Source organism: Amycolatopsis keratiniphila (assembly GCF_000400635.2).
Lineage (GTDB): Bacteria > Actinomycetota > Actinomycetes > Mycobacteriales > Pseudonocardiaceae > Amycolatopsis > Amycolatopsis keratiniphila.
This window is the reverse complement of record NC_021252.1, coordinates 2,808,927-2,826,245: the sequence shown is the minus strand read 5'-3', so window position 1 is coordinate 2,826,245 and position 17,319 is coordinate 2,808,927. Positions and strand designations below refer to the sequence as shown.

At 70.3% G+C, this 17,319-nt stretch carries 20 protein-coding genes; 10 read left to right on the top strand and 10 right to left on the bottom strand.

Features of this window, described 5'->3' with window-relative positions:
• Positions 1-121: 121 nt before the first annotated feature.
• Positions 122-364 carry a DUF2630 family protein gene (locus AORI_RS54245; protein WP_016333014.1) on the bottom strand — a complete coding sequence of 81 codons (243 nt, stop codon included), beginning with the start codon at positions 362-364 and terminating at the stop codon, positions 122-124.
• Positions 365-454: 90 nt separating this feature from the next.
• Between AORI_RS54245 and trxA the strand changes: the two genes are divergently transcribed.
• Entirely contained in the window at positions 455-811 is a 357-nt protein-coding gene (trxA, locus tag AORI_RS54240; RefSeq protein WP_007033511.1) for a thioredoxin, read from the top strand.
• Between the two features lie 87 nt (positions 812-898).
• On the opposite strand, the gene AORI_RS54235 is transcribed toward trxA, so the two are convergent.
• A complete protein-coding gene (locus AORI_RS54235; protein WP_016333012.1) occupies positions 899-1,828 on the bottom strand; it encodes a proline dehydrogenase family protein in 930 nt (309 codons plus the stop codon).
• A gap of 16 nt (positions 1,829-1,844) precedes the next feature.
• Complete coding sequence (gene pruA / locus AORI_RS54230) at positions 1,845-3,473, bottom strand: L-glutamate gamma-semialdehyde dehydrogenase (protein WP_016333011.1); 1,629 nt, start codon at positions 3,471-3,473, stop codon at positions 1,845-1,847.
• Positions 3,474-3,679: 206 nt separating this feature from the next.
• On the opposite strand from pruA, the gene AORI_RS54225 reads away from it, so the two are divergent.
• On the top strand, positions 3,680-5,194 hold the full coding sequence (locus AORI_RS54225) for a PucR family transcriptional regulator (protein ID WP_016333010.1): 1,515 nt from the start codon (positions 3,680-3,682) through the stop codon (positions 5,192-5,194).
• A gap of 15 nt (positions 5,195-5,209) precedes the next feature.
• Here AORI_RS54225 and AORI_RS54220 read toward each other — a convergent pair whose 3' ends face one another.
• From AORI_RS54220 to AORI_RS54200, 5 genes are all read right to left on the bottom strand, one after another.
• Positions 5,210-5,446, bottom strand: coding sequence for a S1 RNA-binding domain-containing protein (locus tag AORI_RS54220; RefSeq protein WP_043848717.1), 237 nt, complete (start codon positions 5,444-5,446; stop codon positions 5,210-5,212).
• Between the two features lie 152 nt (positions 5,447-5,598).
• Positions 5,599-6,639, bottom strand: a complete 1,041-nt coding sequence (locus AORI_RS54215; protein ID WP_016333008.1) for an LLM class flavin-dependent oxidoreductase — start codon at positions 6,637-6,639, stop codon at positions 5,599-5,601.
• 7 nt (positions 6,640-6,646) lie between these two features.
• Positions 6,647-7,039 (bottom strand): DUF6221 family protein, encoded by a 393-nt coding sequence (locus AORI_RS54210; RefSeq protein WP_016333007.1) that lies wholly within the window; start codon positions 7,037-7,039, stop codon positions 6,647-6,649.
• Between the two features lie 224 nt (positions 7,040-7,263).
• Positions 7,264-8,283 (bottom strand): DNA polymerase domain-containing protein, encoded by a 1,020-nt coding sequence (locus AORI_RS54205; RefSeq protein WP_016333006.1) that lies wholly within the window; start codon positions 8,281-8,283, stop codon positions 7,264-7,266.
• Positions 8,284-8,302: 19 nt separating this feature from the next.
• Complete coding sequence (locus tag AORI_RS54200; RefSeq protein ID WP_051552939.1) at positions 8,303-8,860, bottom strand: GNAT family N-acetyltransferase; 558 nt, start codon at positions 8,858-8,860, stop codon at positions 8,303-8,305.
• Positions 8,861-8,884: 24 nt separating this feature from the next.
• Between AORI_RS54200 and AORI_RS54195 the strand changes: the two genes are divergently transcribed.
• The 8 genes from AORI_RS54195 to AORI_RS54160 all read left to right on the top strand — a co-directional run bounded on the left by AORI_RS54195 (position 8,885) and on the right by AORI_RS54160 (position 15,228).
• Positions 8,885-9,571 (top strand): TVP38/TMEM64 family protein, encoded by a 687-nt coding sequence (locus AORI_RS54195; RefSeq protein WP_043848715.1) that lies wholly within the window; start codon positions 8,885-8,887, stop codon positions 9,569-9,571.
• Between the two features lie 166 nt (positions 9,572-9,737).
• Positions 9,738-11,339 (top strand): serine/threonine-protein kinase, encoded by a 1,602-nt coding sequence (locus AORI_RS54190; RefSeq protein ID WP_016333003.1) that lies wholly within the window; start codon positions 9,738-9,740, stop codon positions 11,337-11,339.
• Between the two features lie 73 nt (positions 11,340-11,412).
• Positions 11,413-11,718 (top strand): hypothetical protein, encoded by a 306-nt coding sequence (locus tag AORI_RS54185; protein ID WP_016333002.1) that lies wholly within the window; start codon positions 11,413-11,415, stop codon positions 11,716-11,718.
• A gap of 19 nt (positions 11,719-11,737) precedes the next feature.
• Positions 11,738-12,160 carry a peptide-methionine (R)-S-oxide reductase MsrB gene (msrB, locus tag AORI_RS54180; protein ID WP_016333001.1) on the top strand — a complete coding sequence of 141 codons (423 nt, stop codon included), beginning with the start codon at positions 11,738-11,740 and terminating at the stop codon, positions 12,158-12,160.
• Positions 12,161-12,229: 69 nt separating this feature from the next.
• The gene (locus AORI_RS54175; protein ID WP_016333000.1) at positions 12,230-13,072 is read left to right on the top strand and encodes a TIGR04222 domain-containing membrane protein; all 843 of its coding nucleotides are present in this window, start codon (positions 12,230-12,232) and stop codon (positions 13,070-13,072) included.
• A gap of 80 nt (positions 13,073-13,152) precedes the next feature.
• Positions 13,153-14,082, top strand: a complete 930-nt coding sequence (locus tag AORI_RS54170) for a TIGR04222 domain-containing membrane protein (protein ID WP_016332999.1) — start codon at positions 13,153-13,155, stop codon at positions 14,080-14,082.
• On the top strand, positions 14,072-14,887 hold the full coding sequence (locus AORI_RS54165; protein WP_043848714.1) for an MbnB/TglH/ChrH family RiPP precursor modification enzyme: 816 nt from the start codon (positions 14,072-14,074) through the stop codon (positions 14,885-14,887). The genes AORI_RS54170 and AORI_RS54165 overlap by 11 nt, the downstream gene beginning before the upstream one ends.
• Positions 14,884-15,228: an SCO6045 C-terminal-like domain-containing protein gene (locus AORI_RS54160; RefSeq protein ID WP_043848016.1), complete on the top strand. Its 345-nt coding sequence runs from the start codon at positions 14,884-14,886 to the stop codon at positions 15,226-15,228. Before AORI_RS54165 ends, AORI_RS54160 begins: the two co-directional genes overlap by 4 nt.
• 16 nt (positions 15,229-15,244) lie before the next feature.
• Here the strand turns inward: AORI_RS54160 and AORI_RS54155 are convergent, their stop codons facing one another.
• Both AORI_RS54155 and hemQ read right to left on the bottom strand, forming a co-directional pair.
• Entirely contained in the window at positions 15,245-16,591 is a 1,347-nt protein-coding gene (locus tag AORI_RS54155; protein WP_043848713.1) for a CoA transferase, read from the bottom strand.
• 11 nt (positions 16,592-16,602) lie between these two features.
• Positions 16,603-17,295 carry a hydrogen peroxide-dependent heme synthase gene (gene hemQ, locus AORI_RS54150; protein WP_016332997.1) on the bottom strand — a complete coding sequence of 231 codons (693 nt, stop codon included), beginning with the start codon at positions 17,293-17,295 and terminating at the stop codon, positions 16,603-16,605.
• Positions 17,296-17,319: the final 24 nt, after the last annotated feature.

Sequence of the window (17,319 nt, the reverse complement as noted above, 5' to 3'; positions counted from 1 at the left end):
CAGGGCGCGTTGCGAAAGCCGCTTTCGCAACCTCACCCGCCTCACTCGCGCGCCATGAAAGGTCCTTTCCTTGCAAATTTTGCAAGGAAAGGACCTTTCATGGCGTCAGCCGGGGCCCGGGCTACTGCCGATACGACTCCACCTCGGACACCGGCCGTGCCGTGGCCTGATCCGGGTCGTCGTCGAACTCCACCCGCGCCCGCCGCTGCCGCAGCAGGTCCCAGCACTGGTCCAGCTGCTGCTCCACACTCGCGAGCCGGGACCGGTCGTCCGAGCTGAGCCCGGTGCCGATCGCCCGCGAACGGAGCTCGTGCTCCTCGCTGACCAGTTCGTCAATCCGGCTGAGGATGTCCCCGTCGGCCATACGCACCTCCCGCGAAACGTGGGTTGCTCCATCCGAGACGCTACGCGCACTCGCGGGAATGCGCGTACCGCCCGATTCGTTACGCCGGGCATGAGCACTGTGGAGCTGACCGCCGCCAACTTCGACCAGGTCGTGTCCGAGAACGACTTCGTCATCATCGACTTCTGGGCGGGCTGGTGCATGCCGTGCCGTCAGTTCGCGCCGACCTACGAGAAGGTGTCGGAGAACCACGACGACATCGTGTTCGCGAGCGTCGACACCGAGGCCGAGCAGCAGCTGGCCGCCGCCTTCGACGTGCGCTCGATCCCCACGCTCGCGGTCATCCGCGACAAGACGGTGATCTACGCCCAGCCGGGCGCGCTACCGGAGAAGACGCTCGAAGACCTCATCCAGCAGGCGCGCGACATCGACATGGACAAGCTCAAGGAAGAGGCCCAGGAGGCCTGACGAGCATGAAGAAGGGGCCCTGCCCGGCGGATTTCGCCGGGCAGGGCCCCTTTGTACTTCAGCGGAACAATGCCACTCGGGACCGGGTCAGCCCCTGGTGGCGAGTCCGCGCAGGAAGAACGCCAGGTTCGCCGGGCGTTCCGCCAGCCTGCGCATGAAATAGCCGTACCATTCGTCGCCGTAGGGGACGTAGACGCGCATCGTCTTGCCGTCGCCCGCGATCCGGCGCTGCTCTTCGGGACGGATCCCGTACAGCATCTGGAATTCGTGGTCGTCCGCCTTGCGGCCCGCGTCCGCCGCGAGCTTCTCGGCGATCGCGATCATCCTCGGGTCGTGCGAGGCGACCATCGGGTAACCCTTGCCCTGCATGAGGATCTTCAGGCAGCGCACGTAGGACTTGTCCACTTCGGACTTGTCCTGGAACGCGACCTCCTCGGGTTCGGCGTACGCGCCCTTGCACAGCCGGACGCGGGACCCCTCGACCGCCAGGTCGCGGCAGTCCTGCTCGGTGCGCCGCAGGTAGGCCTGCAGTACCGCGCCGACCCACGGGTACTCGGTGCGCAGCTCCTTGAGGATGCCCAGCGTCGAGTCGGTGGTGGTGTGGTCCTCCATGTCGAGGGTCACCGTGGCACCGACCGCCTCGGCCGCCGCGCAGATCTTGCGGGCGTTCTCCAGCGCGACCTTCTCGCCGTCGGCGGGCAGGAACTGGCCCACCGCGGACAGCTTCACCGACACGTCCGCGCCGAACGCGAGGCCGTCGGCCGCCAGCGCGGTCAGCAGTTCCTCGTAGGCGCGGACGGTCGTCGCGGCCTGCTCGGCGTCGGTGGTGTCCTCGCCGAGGTGGTCGAGGGTGACCCGGAGGCCGTCGTCGGCCAGTTCGCGGACCACCCGGGCGGCGTCGGGCGTCTTCGCGCCGGCGACGAACCGGCTGACCACCGATCGGGTGGCGGGGACGACCTCGACCAGCTTGCGCATCCGCTGGGATCGAGCGGCGGCGAGCAACGGGGCACGCAACATCACGAACTCCTGGTTCTCAGCCCTGGTGGGGGTAACGGACGCTGGTGGGCGGGACGAAGGTCTCCTTGACCGAGCGCGGGCTCGTCCAGCGGAGCAGGTTGAACACCGAACCGGCCTTGTCGTTGGTGCCGGACGCGCGACCGCCGCCGAAGGGCTGCTGGCCGACGACCGCACCGGTCGGCTTGTCGTTGACGTAGAAGTTGCCGGCGGCGAAGCGCAGCGCCTCGGACGCCTTCGCCACGGCGGTGCGGTCGTTCGCGATGACCGCACCGGTGAGCGCGTAGTCGGCGGTCTCGTCGACCAGCTTCAGCACCTTGTCGAAGTCCTCGTCCTCGTACACGTGCAGCGCGAGGATCGGGCCGAAGTACTCGGTGCGGAAGATCTCGTGGTTCGGGTTGTCCGACACCAGGATCGTCGGGCGCACGAAGTAGCCGACGCTGTCGTCGGCGGTGCCACCGGCGATGACCTCGATCTCGGCGTCCTCGGCCGCGCTGGCCAGCACGGCGGCGTGCTTGTCGAAGGCGCGGCGGTCGATCACGGCGCCACCGAAGTTGTCCAGGTCGTTGACGTCGCCGTAGGTGATGGCCTCGGTCTCGGAGACCAGCTCGTCCTTCAGGCTCGCCCAGAGGGAGCGCGGGACGTAGGCGCGGGACGCGGCCGAGCACTTCTGGCCCTGGTACTCGAAGGCGCCGCGGATCAGCGCGGTGCGCAGGACGTCGACGTCGGCGGAGGCGTGCGCGAGCACGAAGTCCTTGCCGCCGGTCTCGCCGACCAGGCGCGGGTACGTGCGGTAGCCGGAGATGTTGGCGCCGACGGTGGCCCACAGGTGCTGGAACGTCGCGGTGGAGCCGGTGAAGTGGATCCCGGCCAGGTCGCGGTGGGTCAGGGCGACCTCGGAGACGGCCTTGCCGTCACCCGGGAGCAGGTTGATGACGCCCGGCGGCATGCCCGCCTCTTCGAGCAGCCGCATCAGCATGTGCGCGGCGTAGCTCTGCGTCGGCGACGGCTTCCACAGCACCACGTTGCCCATCAGCGCGGGCGCGGTCGGCAGGTTGCCGGAGATCGCGGTGAAGTTGAACGGCGTGATGGCGTACACGAAGCCCTCGAGCGGGCGGTGCTCCATCCGGTTCCAGATGCCGGGCGAGCTGACCGGCTGCTCGGCGAGGATCTGACGGCCGAACGCGACGTTGAAGCGCCAGAAGTCGATGAGCTCGCAGGCGGAGTCGATCTCGGCCTGGAAGGCGGTCTTCGACTGGCCGAGCATGGTGGCGGCGTTCAGCTTGGCGCGCCACGGGCCGGCGAGCAGGTCGGCGGCGCGCAGGATGATGGCGGCGCGGTCGTCGAACGACAGCGCGCGCCAGCCGGGAGCGGCGGCCTTGGCGGCGGCGATCGCGTCGTGGGTGTCCTGCGCGGTCGCGCTGTGGATGACGCCCAGCACCGCCTTGTGGTTGTGCGGCTGGACGACCTCGATCTTCTCGCCGCCGCCCTTGCGCTGCTCACCACCGATCGTCGCGGTGATGTCGATGGGGTCGGCGTTGCCCAGCAACTTGAGCGCGCCCTCGAGTTCAGCGCGCTCAGCGCTGCCCGGCGCGTAGTTCAGCACCGGCTCGTTCTTCGGGGCGGGGGTCTGGGTCACGGCGTCCACTGACTGCTCCTGACTTCACTTCGCCGGATAGAGGTCTCACCCCGAACGGTAGACCGGACGGCTTCGCCACGGCTTGTTCGACTGGCTAGAATCGGGGTGACCATCTTGTCCGATCGGCTTAATCCGGTGATGATCTGACCACGGATACGACCACAGGCGCCTCGCTCCGGCATGTCCTCGCCACGCTCGGGGAACCGCTGGTCAGGATGCTCGCGGCCCCCGGCGGGCTCGGCGTGCAGGTGGAGGACGTCGTCATCCACGATCCGGAGGATCCGCCCGACGCCCATCCGGGTGACCTCGTCCTGGTGATCGGCGCTCGCGGGCGCTCGGCCTCCGGCGCGATCCGGGCGGCGGGGCGGTCCGGCGCGGCCGCCGTCGCGGTCAAGAACGGCTCGGCCGTCGTGAACGTCGCGGCCGACGCGGGGATCGCGCTGATCGAGGTCGGCCACGAGGCGCGCTGGGAGCAGGTCGAAGCCCTGGCCAGGGGCGTGGTCGACGCGGCGCGCGCGGGTGGCGAGGCGGACAGCGGCGAGGTGCTGGGCGATCTGTTCTCGCTCGCGCAGACCATCGCGACGCTGACCGGCGGCCTGGTCAGCATCGAGGACACCGCGAGCCGCGTGCTGGCCTACTCGCGGGCGGGCGACGAGGTGGACGAACTGCGCCGGCTCTCGATCCTCGGCCGCGAGGGCCCGGAACGGTATCTCGCGATGCTGCGCGAATGGGGCGTCTACCAGCGGCTTCGCGCCGGTGAAGGCATCGTCCGCATCGACGAGCGGCCCGATCTCGGCATCCGGCGGCGGATCGCGGCCGGGATCCACGCCGGATCGCAGCCGCTGGGCACGATCTGGGTCCAGGAGGGCGCGCATCCGCTCACCGAAAGCGCGGAGGTCGCGCTGCTCGGCGCGAGCCGGGCGCTGGCACCGCAGCTGATCCGCCACCGCACACTGCCCAGCCCAGAGCTCCGGCTGCGCGAGGATCTGCTGGCGGGCCTGCTCGACGGGCGCGTCGACGCCGAGTCCGTCGCCGACGACATCGGCGCGGATCCCGGGAAACCCGCCATGGTGCTGGCGTTCTCGCTCCCACGCGACCGGGCCGCGACCGACCGGCAGCTGCGGCGCGCCGAGCTGGTGCATCTGATCACCGTGCACACCGCCGCGTACCGGCGGAGCGCGCTGGTGAGCGTGATCGGCGGCCGGGTCTACGCGCTCCTCCCCGACCTCCCCGAGCACGCCGAAGCACGAATCCTGGCGCTGGCCAAGGAAATCGTCGGTACCGCGCAACGGCATCTCGACGTCCGCGTGCGCGCGGCGCTGGGCGGTGTCGTGCCCCGGCTCTCGGACGCGGCGGCCTCACGCGGCGACGCGGACCGCGTGCTGGCGACGATGGCCCGCGGGCACGAGACCGCGGACGTCGCCTCGCTGGCCGACGTCCGCGCCGAAGTCCTGCTCTCGGAGGTACTCGCCTTCCTCGGCGAGCAGCCGAGGATCCGCGATCCGCGGCTGACCGGACTGATCGCGCACGACGCCGAGCACGGCGGCATCCTGGTGCCCGCCGTGCTCGCGTACCTCGACGCGTTCGGGGACGTCCGGCGCGCGGCACGCGAGCTGAACATCCATCCGAACACGGTCCGCTACCGGGTGCGCCGCGCCGGCGAGGTGTCCGGGATCGACCTGGACGACCCCGCCCAGCGCATGCTCACCCAACTCCTTTTGCGCCTCTAGGGTTTCCACCCGGGCTCAGGCCAGGGTCAGACTGAACCGGCGGTTCTGGACGTCCAGTTTGTCCAGTCGCACCGCGACGGCCGCCCCCGCGGCGAAGGGGCCGGTTCCGCCGACGGTCGGCAGCAGCCCCTCCATCCCGGGGGCCACTTCGACGAACGCGCCGAAGGGGAACACTCGGGTGACGATTCCGTCCAGGACGCCGCCATCGGCGTGCGCGACGACGAACTCGCGCCAATTCTCGGTGGGAGACATGCGATTCACCTCCTTTCCGCGCATGGTCCACATGAGGACACCTACGCGGAGGCGGGCTGCGGGCCCGCGCGGAGATCAAGCGGCGGCCGGGGAACCCGTCCGCTCACGGCACGAGGCCGACCCGGCAGTCATGGGCGTGACCCTAGCAAAGGTCACGCCACCGCGGCGAGACTCTGCAGCCCGGCGACCTCGGCCAGCGCGCGATAGGACTCCAGCCGCTCCGCCTGGTCGAAAGTGCTGGTGGTCACCAGGATCTCGTCGGCACCGGTCTTGGCCACGAGGTCGGCCAGCCGGTCGCCCACCTCGTCCGGGGTGCCGGCGAGCTGACCGTCGAGCGCCCGGTCCAGCCGGTCCCGGTCGCGGTCCGACATCGGCCCGGCGAGGATCTCCTCCACCGGCGACAACGGCGGGAAGACACCGTGCGTGCGCGAGTAGACGGTCGACCACGCTTCGGGGATCAGCAACCGCCGGGCCCGTTCGGCCGTCTCGGCGACCGCGATGGCCGTGGACACCACGACATACGGCCGGGAAGCCCGCGCGGAAGGGCGGAACCCGGAGCGATACCCCTCGATGGCCTCCAGCAGCGGTCCCTCGCCCCGGACGGGCGCGATCACCAGCGGCAGCCCCAATTCCGCGGCCAGCCGCGCCCCGGCACCGGTGGCCAGCAGGAACGCGGGCACGCGCAGGCCCTCCGCGGGAATGGCGTGCACGCCCGGATACGTCGTCTGATCGCCCGCGAGGAAGCCCAGCAGCTCGCGGACCTGCTCACCGAAACGATCCGCATCGTCCTTCTCGTGCCCGAGTGCCTGCCGGACCCCGCCGGTGAACCCGACCGAACGCCCCAGCCCCATGTCGATCCGGCCGGGGAAGAGCGATTCGAGCACGCCGAACTGCTCCGCGACCACGAGCGGCCGATGGTTGGGCAGCATCACGCCGCCGGTGCCGACCCGGATCCGCTCGGTCGCCGAGGCGACGGCCGCCGCCAGGACGGTGGGCGCCGAACCGGCGACCCCGGGCACGCTGTGGTGTTCGGAAACCCAGAACCGGTGGTAGCCCAGGGCTTCGATGTCCCGTGCGAAGGCGACGGTGTCCCGCAACGCGCGGGGCGCGTCGCCGCCGCGGCGGGTCGGGGACCGGTCCAGTACCGAAAGGGTGATCACCTTCGGGTCAACGCGGCCGGGCCGGGCGGGCATTCCCCGCTCAGGGGCGCCAGCGCTCGCTGTAGTCCGGGTGGTCGGCGTGCGGCAGGGCCAGCAGCCGCAGGGTCAGGCACCAGTTCGTGCCGGCCTCGTCGGCGGGCACATGGCAGGTCTCGCACCAGTACTCGTTGCCGTACAAGGGGAATCCCGGGACCTTCTCCGAAACCGTGGTGCGATGCGCCTGCAGGAGCCGCCGGGTCGCCTCGATCTCGTTGATCATCTGATTGACCGCGTCGAGTTCGATGTCGTTGAGCGAGCGGATCTTCTTTTCGATGACGACCTTGGTCTCACCACGATTGAGCGATTCGTTGATCTCGGTTTTCTTGACCGCCTGCATGATCAACGCCTGGCGTTGCCCCACACGCGCGGCGAGAAAGGCGATCAGGTCGTCCACGGGTACTCCTTCGTCTCCCCCAGCCTAGTGTTCGGAGGGAACCGTCGCTGGCAGGAAGCCCGGCGTTACGACTGAGTCCCACGCGTCACACAGTCTTGTATCGGTTCCCGACGGACCGGTAACCGGTTTCTGGATCGACACGAAAGCGCAATCACTCCGCGAGCAAAACGAAGGAAAGACGGGAATTCGTCACCGACGCCGCACGCGTCGTCACTTGATGCGTGCTACGTGTCGTCCCGCGCCTTGCTCGGCTGGACGCGTTTCGGCTCACCCGGCATCTTCGGATAGTCCGGCGGATACGGCATCTCGCCGAGGCCGTGGTCGCGCTCGTCCCGCGCGTACCACTCCAGCAGCGTCTCGATGCCGAACGCCCGCTCGTCCATGGGCGCGTGCAGGTCGCCACGCTCGGCGTAGAAGGCGCCCGCGGTGAGGACGTCGAAGTCGTCCGGATCGACCTCGGTCAGCAGATCCCAGGTCAGCGGCGTCGACACCGTCGCCCGCGGGGTGCCGCGGACCGACCAGGACGACGCCACCGTGCGATCGCGGGCCGCCTGGTTGTAATCGATGAAGACCCGGCCGCCGCGTTCTTCCTTCCACCACGCGATGGTCGCCTTGTCCGGGATCCGGCGCTCGACCTCGCGGCCCAGCGCGATCACCGCGTGCCGGACGTCGATGAAGTCCCAGTCCGGCCGGATCCGCACCAGGACGTGCACCCCGCGCCCGCCCGAGGTCTTCGGGTAGCCGGTCAGGCCCGCCGCGTCGAGGACCTCGCGCACCACGCCCGCGACCTCGACCGCGTCGGAGAAGCCCGCCTCGTCCGGCGGGTCGACGTCGATGCGGAGTTCGTCGGGGTGGTCGACGTCGGGCCGCCGCACCGGCCACGGGTGGAAGTCGAAGGTGCCCAGGTTCGCCGCCCACGCGAACACGGCGGGCTCGGTCGGGCAGACCTCCTCGGCGGTCCGGCCCGACGGGAAGGTGATCTTCGCGGTCTCCACCCAGTCCGGGGCGCCCTTCGGCACTCGCTTGGCGTAGAACCACTCGCCCTCGACGCCGTCGACGTAGCGCTTCAGCGTCGTCGGCCGCTCCCCGATCGCGCGCAGCAACGGCTCGCCGACCGCGACGTAGTGCTCCACGACCTGGCGCTTCGTGATCCCGCGGGCCGGGAAGTACACCTTGTCCGGACTGGACACCCGGACCTTGCGCTCGCCTGCCTCGACCTCGATCGGCTCACCGTTCTTGGGCATGCGCCCACCGTATCGCCGATCAGGGCCGGGGATCGGTCTTCAGCACCGCCATCGTGACGACGTCATGCCATTCGCCGTCCCACCACAGTGCTTCCCGCTGGAGCCCCTCACGGACGAACCCGGCCTTCTCGTAGGCACGCTGCGCACGCGGGTTGTAGTCGAAGACCTCCAGCGAGACCCGGTGCAGGCCGACGACGTCGAACGCGTAGTCCAAGACCAGCCTGGTCGCCTCGGTGCCGTAACCCTTGCCGAAGAACTCCGGCCCGTTCAGGGCGATGCGAAACGCCGCGGAGCGGTTGTCCTCGTCGATGTCGTTGAGCGCGAGGTCGCCGACGTGGACGCGGTCGGCCTTGCGCACGATCGCGTAGTCCGCGCGGTCGCCGAGCCCCGTCCGCCCGGCCAGCCAGATCCGGATCTGCTCGGGCGTGAACTTGGTGTGCGTCCCGGTCAGCCGGGTGGTTTCGGGCTCCTGCAGAGCTTTCCACGCGGTCTCGAAGTAGGTCTCGTCGAGCTGGGTGAGCACGACGCTCTCGCCGGTGAGTTCGGGCTGTGCCCGCAGCGCCTCGGTGTCGATCACGGCGGACACGGTACGGTGGACGCGGTGTCCGGGCGTACCAAATTAATCCTCGCGCTCACCGTGCTCGCCCTGTTCGTGGCGGCGGCGGTGCTGCTGCCGATCCCGAGTCCGGCCGGGCTGCGGTCCTGGGCCGCCGAGACCGGCCCGGCCACTCCGCTGGTGTTCTTCCTGGTCTATTCGGTGCTCACCGTGGTGCCGATCCCGCGCACCGTGTTCAACCTGGCGGGCGGGCTGCTGCTCGGCGCCACGACGGGCATCCTCGTCGGCATCCTGGCGACCATGGTCGCGTCCGCGCTCTCGTTCGCTCTTTCGAGGGCACTCGGCCGCGATCTGGTCACCCGGCACCTGCACCGGGCGAAGGTCCGCGCGGTCAACGACCGGCTTTCGGACGGCGGGGTACTGGCGGTCACCTCCTTACGGCTGATCCCGATGGTGCCGTTCGCTCCGTTCAGTTACCTGTGCGGAGTGTCATCCGTCCGTTTCGCCCCGTATCTGATCGGGACCGCGCTAGGCAGCCTGCCGGGGACGGTCGCGGTCGTCGTCCTCGGCGACGCGCTGACCGGGGAAACACCTCCCGCCCTGCTGATCTGTTACGCCGTGTTCGCCGCCGCGGGGGCCATCGGGCTGGTCAAGGTCTTCCGGCGCAAGGCCCGTCCGATACCCGAACCCAGCGGCGAGGAAGAATTGCCCGCCTCCGCACCGGCGAGCTGACGGGGAGCCGAAACCGCCGCCCGCTACACTCGATCGGGTGCGCGGGACCTGTCAGGCCGCGTAGCGCCACCATCACCCGGAGAATGTGTCAGGAGCAGTCGCCATCGACACCGGTCAGCTGATCGCTGGGCACTATCGCCTGGTCGAGCAAATTGGTAGCGGTGCCATGGGGGTGGTCTGGCGTGCCATCGATGTCCGCCTCGAGCGCTCGGTGGCGGTCAAGCAGATCCTCCCGCAGCCGGGTGTCTCCGAGGCCGAACGCGACAACATGCGCCAGCGCGCCATGCGCGAGGCGAAGAACGCGGCCCGGTTCCAGCATCCGAACGCGATCGTGGTGTTCGACATCGCCGAGCACGGCGGCGACCCCTGCCTGGTGATGGAGTACCTGAACGGCCCGAGCCTCTCGGCGATCATCTCCGAGGAGGGCACGCTGCCGCTGGGGCGCGTCGCGAAGATCGGCGAGCAGGTCGCGTCGGCGCTGGTCGCCGCGCACCGCGCCGGGATCGTGCACCGCGACGTCAAACCGGGCAACATCCTGATCGACGAGGCTGGCACCGCGAAGATCACCGACTTCGGCATCTCGCGCGCGGCCGGCGACATGACGCTCACCCAGACCGGCCTGATCGGCGGCACCCCGGCTTACCTCGCGCCCGAGCTGGCGCGCGGCTCGGATCCGGTGCCCAGCTCCGACGTCTTCGCGCTCGGCGCGACGCTCTACCAGGCGATCGAGGGCCAGACCCCGTACGGGAACAGCTCCAACCAGCTCGCGCTGCTGTACGCGGCCGCGAACGGTCAGATCAACCCGCCGCAGCAGGCGGGCGCCGCGACGGCGCTGCTGATGAGCCTGCTGCGCACCGAGCCGACCGAGCGCCCGACCATGGCCGAGGCCAGGGAGCGCCTCGCCGCGCTGGCGGCGAACGAATCCGGCGCGGGCACGGCCGCCTCGCCGCGGCTGTTCGGAGCGGGCGGCGGCAGACAGCCCGCCGTGCCCGAAACCCCCGGACACGGCCTCCCGGGCGGAGACCGCCCGCCGTGGCAGCGGACCGACAAGCCGGTCCCCTCCGCAGCGGCTCCCCCGCAACCCACCAAGACGCACACGCCGACGGCCGCGTTCATCCCGATGCGCTCGCCGTCCGCCCCGCCGAACACCCCGCCGCGCCCGGTCGCCGCGATGAGCCCGCCGCCGTCGGCGGCCGCCCCGATGCGGCCGTCGCCCGCCAAGCCGACCGACGCCAAGCGCAAGGCCGTCCTGTTCGCGGGCGCCGGTGCCGCGGTCGTGGTGATCGCCGTGATCGTGTTCCTGATCCTGAACTCGAGCAACGGGGCCAACACCCAGGCCGGGGGCAACACCGGGGTGAATCCGCCGCCGGGCACCTCGGCGCCCAAGTCGAGCGCCCCGTCTTCGTCGCGCCCCTCGCCCGCGGGACTGGGCAAGACGCCCAGCGAAAAGATCACGAGCTACTCCAGCGTGGGCAGCTTCGTCCTCGACTTCTTCGACACCGGCAAGATCGGCACGTCCGCGAGCTGGAACATGCTCACGGACGCCGCGAAAGAGGTCTACGGTTCGGAGCAGGCTTTCGCCGAGTACTGGAGCACCCACAAGGTCACCAGCGCCGACACCGCCCGCGCGGACAAGGGCGGCGGCAACGCCGACGGCTCGATCGACATGAACATCACGCTCAACAAGGGAACACGCCCGGCACTGCGCGTGGTCCAGGTCGGTGGGCAGTACTACATCGACGCCGACACGCGAGTACTCGGCAACTGACGCAGCGTGGCGGCGGTGAGACCCGCCTCGCTGGTGGTAGGACAATCGCCGATCGTGGCTTACTGTTGCCGGTATGGCCGATAGCGGACCTTTCGGACCTGGCCAGAATCCTCGCTTCCAGGAGGACCTGGTAGGCCTCGACCCGTACGATCCCGAAGCCCGGGCCTTCGCCGAGCATCTGGACCGCATCGAACGCTGCGGCCCGAACTTCACCGTGGAGGCCTGCCTCGACGGTGTCTCCGATTTCGCCGACTCCAGCAACCGTCTCGGCGGGCTGCGCTGGTGGGTTTCGGCACTGGTCGTGGTCCTCATCGTGCTCGGCGTGATGGTCACCGCATGGGACATCATCGGCCGGGCCATCGCGTGGCTCGCGGGGTAACGTGGAACCGGTGAAAGGCATGAAACCCGTTGTCGGAGCCACGCCGCGCGTGGTCAAGTCCGAGCAGGAATGGCGGGAGCAGCTCAGCCCCGACGAGTACGCCGTCCTTCGCCAGGCGGGCACCGAGCGCCCCTTCACCGGCGAGTACACCGATGAGAAGACCACCGGTGTCTACCAGTGCCGAGCCTGTGGCGCCGAACTGTTCCGCAGCGAAACGAAATTCGACAGCCACTGCGGCTGGCCGTCGTTCTACGACCCCGCCGACACCGACGCCGTCCTCCTGCGCGAGGACACCACCATGGGGATGCGCCGGATCGAGGTGCTGTGCAAGTCGTGCCACAGCCACCTCGGGCACGTCTTCGAAGGCGAGGGCTACGCCACGCCGACGGATCAGCGGTACTGCATCAACTCGATCTCGCTGAAGCTCGTTCCCGAGTCGTAACCGACCGAAGCGAACCACCGCCCTCTTCGACGCGTTCACGAGGAAACACGTCGGGGAGGGCGGTGTCGTATGAACGAACCCTGGGGGATCTCCGGACCGGTTTTCGCGTGGCTGTACGGCTGCCTCGCCGTCCTGCCGTTTCTCGTCGCCGGTCTATGGGCACAGTCGCTGCGGCGTCGTGCCGCCGACGAATGGACGCCGCCTGGCCCGTATCACCTCGCCGCGCTGGCCGGTGGCACCGAACGGGTCGCCGATGTCGTGGTGGCCACCATGGTCGCCGGTGAACAGGTGCGGCTGGACAGCCAGGGACGGCTCACCGTCCTCCGGGCCGCATCGGGAGATCCGCTCGTACGCGCCGCCACCGACCTCGTCCCGCGAGTGGGCGCCGGCGGGCATTACCGGTTGAAGAAGCTGCTGAGCCGGAGCGCCGCCGTCCAGGAAGTGCGCAACGATCTTCAGCTGAGCGGCCTGCAAGTGGACGAACGTCGCCGTCGCGTGGGATGGCTGGCGGCCTTGATCGTCTATCTCCCGGTGCTCGCGCTCGGTCTGGCGAGGTTCGCGAACGCCATTCCACTGGGCCGCCCGGCCGGCGTGCTGGCGGCTCTCCTCCTCGCGGTGGTCGCGGCCATCGCCGGGACCGCCCTTCTCCTGCGGCCGAGCCGTACCGTCCTGCCGACCGTGGCCGGACTGCGCGTCGTCGGCGCGGCACGGCGGGATCCGCTTCTGGTCCCCGGAGTGGCGGGCGCGGTGGCGCTCGGCGGGCTGGCGGCGTATCCCGATCCGGTGATGGCGGACATGCTGGTCAGGACCGGCGACGCCACCGCTAAGGAATCGGCGGGTTCGTCGGGCGGGGGAAGCGGCTGTGCGGGCGGTTCGTCCTGCGGTGGCGGCGGAGGTGGTTGCGGCGGCTGAACCCTGGAATCACGGAACCACGACCGGACGGAAAAGCGTCCGACTACGGTAAGTGCACCTGCTCGTGAAAGGCCCGTGCGATGGAAGACACTTGGGGCATCCCCGGACCCACGTTCCTGGCGATCTATGGCGCCCTGATCGTGTTCCCCGCGGTCGCCGGTTTCGCGTGGACGATCATGGCCAAACTGGGCGGCAAAGCGCCGCGCGCCGAACTGAGCGGCCCGCAGCCGACGGTGTACGAGTTCGCCTATCTCGCCGGCGGACCGGACCGGGTGGTCGACACGGCCATCGCGACGCTGGTCGACCGCGGGACCTTGCGGGTCAGCAGTACGAAGCAGCTCCAGCTCACCGGTCCCGAGCCCGCCGACCCGATCGAAAAGGCCGTCGCCAAGGGCGCCAGGCCGGGCTACAACGCCACGACCCGCGGCATCCGTGACCGGCTCCGGATGTCGGGCCCGATGCAGGCGCTCGCCAAGGATCTGGAGGCACGGGGGCTGGTCGTCGTCGACCAGACGCCACGGATCCGCCGGGTCGTGTACTTCCTGTACCTCGCCGTACTCGTCCTCGGTGTGGTGCGCCTGATCGCGGGGATCGCCGGCGACCGCCCGGTCGGATTCCTGATCCCGATGCTGATCGCGGCCGTGTTCGCGACGCTGATCTCCCGTGCGCTCAAGAACAAGCGGCCGGGCCCGCGTCCGACCAGCGAGGGCGCCCGGGTCCTCCACAAGGCCAGGTCCGCCCACGGACGGGAGCGCAAACGCGGCATCCCGAACGGACCGGGATACGTCGGCGGCGCGGTGCTGGGCGGCGCCGCGGCGGCGGTCGCGTTCGGCGGCCTCGCCTCGTACCCCGACGAGGAGCTCAGCGCGGCCTTGATCCCGCCGCCGGTCTCCAGCGGTTTCGGCGGCGGCTCGTCCGGCGGCGGCTCTTCGTGCAGCAGCGGCGGAAGCTCGTGCAGCAGCGGAAGCAGCGGCGGCGGTGGTTGCGGTGGAGGCGGCTGTGGCGGCTGACGGGTCCGGCACGCTCGGGATCGGCATCGGCTGGCGGCACGAGCTCGACCTTTCGATCGCGCGGTTGCCAGGGGTCGACTGGGTCGAGGTCGTCGCCGAGAACCTGCACGCCGCGCATCTTCCGGAAACCCTGCTCGCGTTGCGCGACAAGGGAATGCCGGTCCTGCCGCACGCCGTCTCGCTGTCGCTGGGCGGGGCCGAGCCGCTGGACACCGCGCGCGTCGAGCATCTCGCGGAGATCACCCGCGAGCTCGGCGCACCGCTGGCCAGCGACCACGTGTGCTTCGTGCGCGCGGGCGGCCTCGACTCGGGCCATCTGATGCCGCTCCCCCGCACCCGGGAGGCGCTCGACGTCCTGGTGGACAACGTCAAACTGACGCAGTCCATCGTGGAGGTCCCGTTCGCGCTGGAGAACATCGCGGCGGTGCTGGAATGGCCGGACGCGGAGTACACCGAGTCGGAGTTCCTGCGGGAGCTCACCGACCGGACCGGCTGCCTGCTGATCGTCGACGTGGCCAACCTGTACGCCAACGCCCGCAACCTCGGCACCGATCCCGAACGGTTCCTCGACGAGATCCCGTGGGAGCGCCTGGCGTACACCCATATGGCGGGCGGGGTCGAACGGGACGGCGTCTACCACGACACGCACGCCCATCCGGTGGTGCCGGAAGTGCTGGACCTGCTGCGCGAACTGCGGCGGCGCACCGAACCGCCCGGCGTCCTGCTGGAACGCGACGACGACTACCCGTCCGACGCCGAACTCGCGGCGGAGCTGGCCGCGCTGCGAGACGCGGTCTCGCCGTGACGTCGCCCCGGGAGCGGCTCGCCGGGCAGCAGGCGGAGCTGCTCAAGGCGCTTCTCGCCGGTGGCGACGCCCCGGCGGGCTTCGACGCGGACAGGCTCCGCATCGAGGCCAACGTCATGCGGAACAAGCAATGCAGGCTGGCCGCCTACCTTCGGCCGGACCTCGCCGAGGCCCTCGGTGACCGGTTCGCCGCGCTCTTCCGCGAGTACGCGACGGCTCACCCGAAGACCGACACGATCCGCGCGCGGGCCTACGCGGACGCTTTCGGCACGTGGCTCGTGGAGCGCGGCGAAGTCCCGAAACCCCGGGGCCGGTTCGCGAGCTGGCTCCGCCGCATTTAGTCCTCTGAATGCGGTTTCACCAAACCGGGCGGTCGCTCCCCGGTACGTGCGTCGCTTCCGTCCATTGTGGATTCGAGCCCGGCAGGGTGCCCGCCATCTTGACCCGGGTGACCCGGCCGAGCTGGCCGTCGACGTCTTCGAGCCACTCGCCGCCGTCGAACCCGGCAGGCCCGGCTTCCTTACGGCCCAAGGAGTTCAGCCACTCCCCGGTCCCCGCGAGCGAGGTACGGACATGCCGGCTGCCGCCTTCGGTGGCCGCCTGACGGACGGCGGTCATGATCGCCGCCGCGGTGAGCCAGCCGGTCGCGTGGTCGAGCGCCTGCACCGGAAGCGGTCCGGGGCCGTCGAGCCCGGCGGTCCTGCCGCCCTCCTCGGCGATGCCCGACGCCATCTGCACCAGGCTGTCGAACCCGCGCCTGCGTGCCCACGGCCCTTCCCAGCCGTACGCGGACAGATCCGCGACGACGATGCCCGGCCGGAGCTCGGCGATCGCTTCCGGCGAGAAACCCTTGGCCGTCAACGAACCCGGCCGGAAACCCTGCAGCACGACGTCGGCGCGGGCGATCAGCTTGCGCAGCCGCGAGCGTCCGGCTTCGGTCTCCAGGTCGACGTACGCCGAGAGCTTCCCCATGCCGGTGTCGACGGCCAGCGGCGGCACGGTCGGCAGCTGCGCCGAACCGATGTGCATGACGGTCGCCCCGTGCGCGGCGAGCACGCGGCCCGCGACCGGCCCGGCGATGACATGGGTCAGGTCCAGGATCCGCACCCCGCCCAGCGGCCGGCCGGATTCGAACAGCCGCACCGGCTCCGACGTCCCGAGCGGCCGGATGTCGGCCACCGGCAACGCGCTCGACGCCTGCCCTTGCTTGTGCGCCAGCCACTCGTCACGGGTGCGCAGCACGGCCGCGGCACCGCCCGCGCCGACCACGGCCGACTCGACCTCGTACTTCGACTTGGCCGCCACGACCTTCTCGAACGCCGCCCGCGTCGCGGGTACGCCGAGACCCCAGCACACGGCGGACACGTGCCGCGGGTAGTTGCAGTGCAGCCGCACCCAGCCGTCGTTCGCGCGGTAGTCGCCGGACAGCGGCGCGCTGAACGGCACCGGCTCCCCGTCGACGCGGAGGTACTGCTCGCTGTGGAACGCCGCCGCTGCGTGCCGGGTGTCGACCGAGACCTTGCCCGGCTCGATCCCCCTCAGCCGCAACAGTTCCCCGGCCGCGAGCGTCGCCGCGGCGATACTCGTCGTCGCCGCCTCCTCGACCCGGAAGGTCCCGGGCAGCACCGACTCGGGGCCGGTGATCTCGACGGCGTCTTCGGCGAGGGTGTCGCCGGTGAGCGTGGTCCAGACGCGGGTGTCCACGGAGGCCTTCACTAGGGCAGGAGCGCGATCAGCTCGGCGGGGGCCACCTTCGTCCCGGTGTAGAACGGGATCTCCTCGCGCACGTGGAGGCGTGCCTCGGTGCCGCGCAGGTGACGCATCAGGTCGACGATGCGGTGCAGTTCGTCGGCCTCGAAGGCGAGGATCCACTCGTAGTCGCCCAGCGCGAACGACGCGACCGTGTTGGCGCGGACGTCCGGGTAGTCGCGGGCCTCCTTGCCGTGGTCGGCGAGCATCTTGCGGCGCTCGTCGTCCGGCAGCAGGTACCACTCGTACGAGCGCACGAACGGGTACACGCAGATGAACTTGCGGGCCTCTTCACCGGCGAGGAACGCCGGGATGTGGCTCTTGTTGAACTCCGCCGGGCGGTGCAGCGCGACCTGGCTCCACACCGGTGCCGACGCGCGGCCGAGCGGGGTGTGCCGGAAGCCGCTGTACGCCGCCTGGACCTGCTCGATCTCCTCGGCGTGCCACCAGATCATGTAGTCGGCGTCGGCGCGCAGCCCGGAGAGGTCGTAGACACCGCGGACGACGACGCCCTTGGCTTCCAGCGCGTCGAGGTACTCGGTGGTCTCCGCGGTCGCCTTCGCCCGGTCTTCGCCGAGCTTGCCCTGCTCGGCCCGGAAGACCGACCAGGCGGTGTAGCGGATGGTGTCATTGAGCTCGTTGTAGTTCAGCCGCGCCATACCGCCATCTTGGCACTGCCGGTG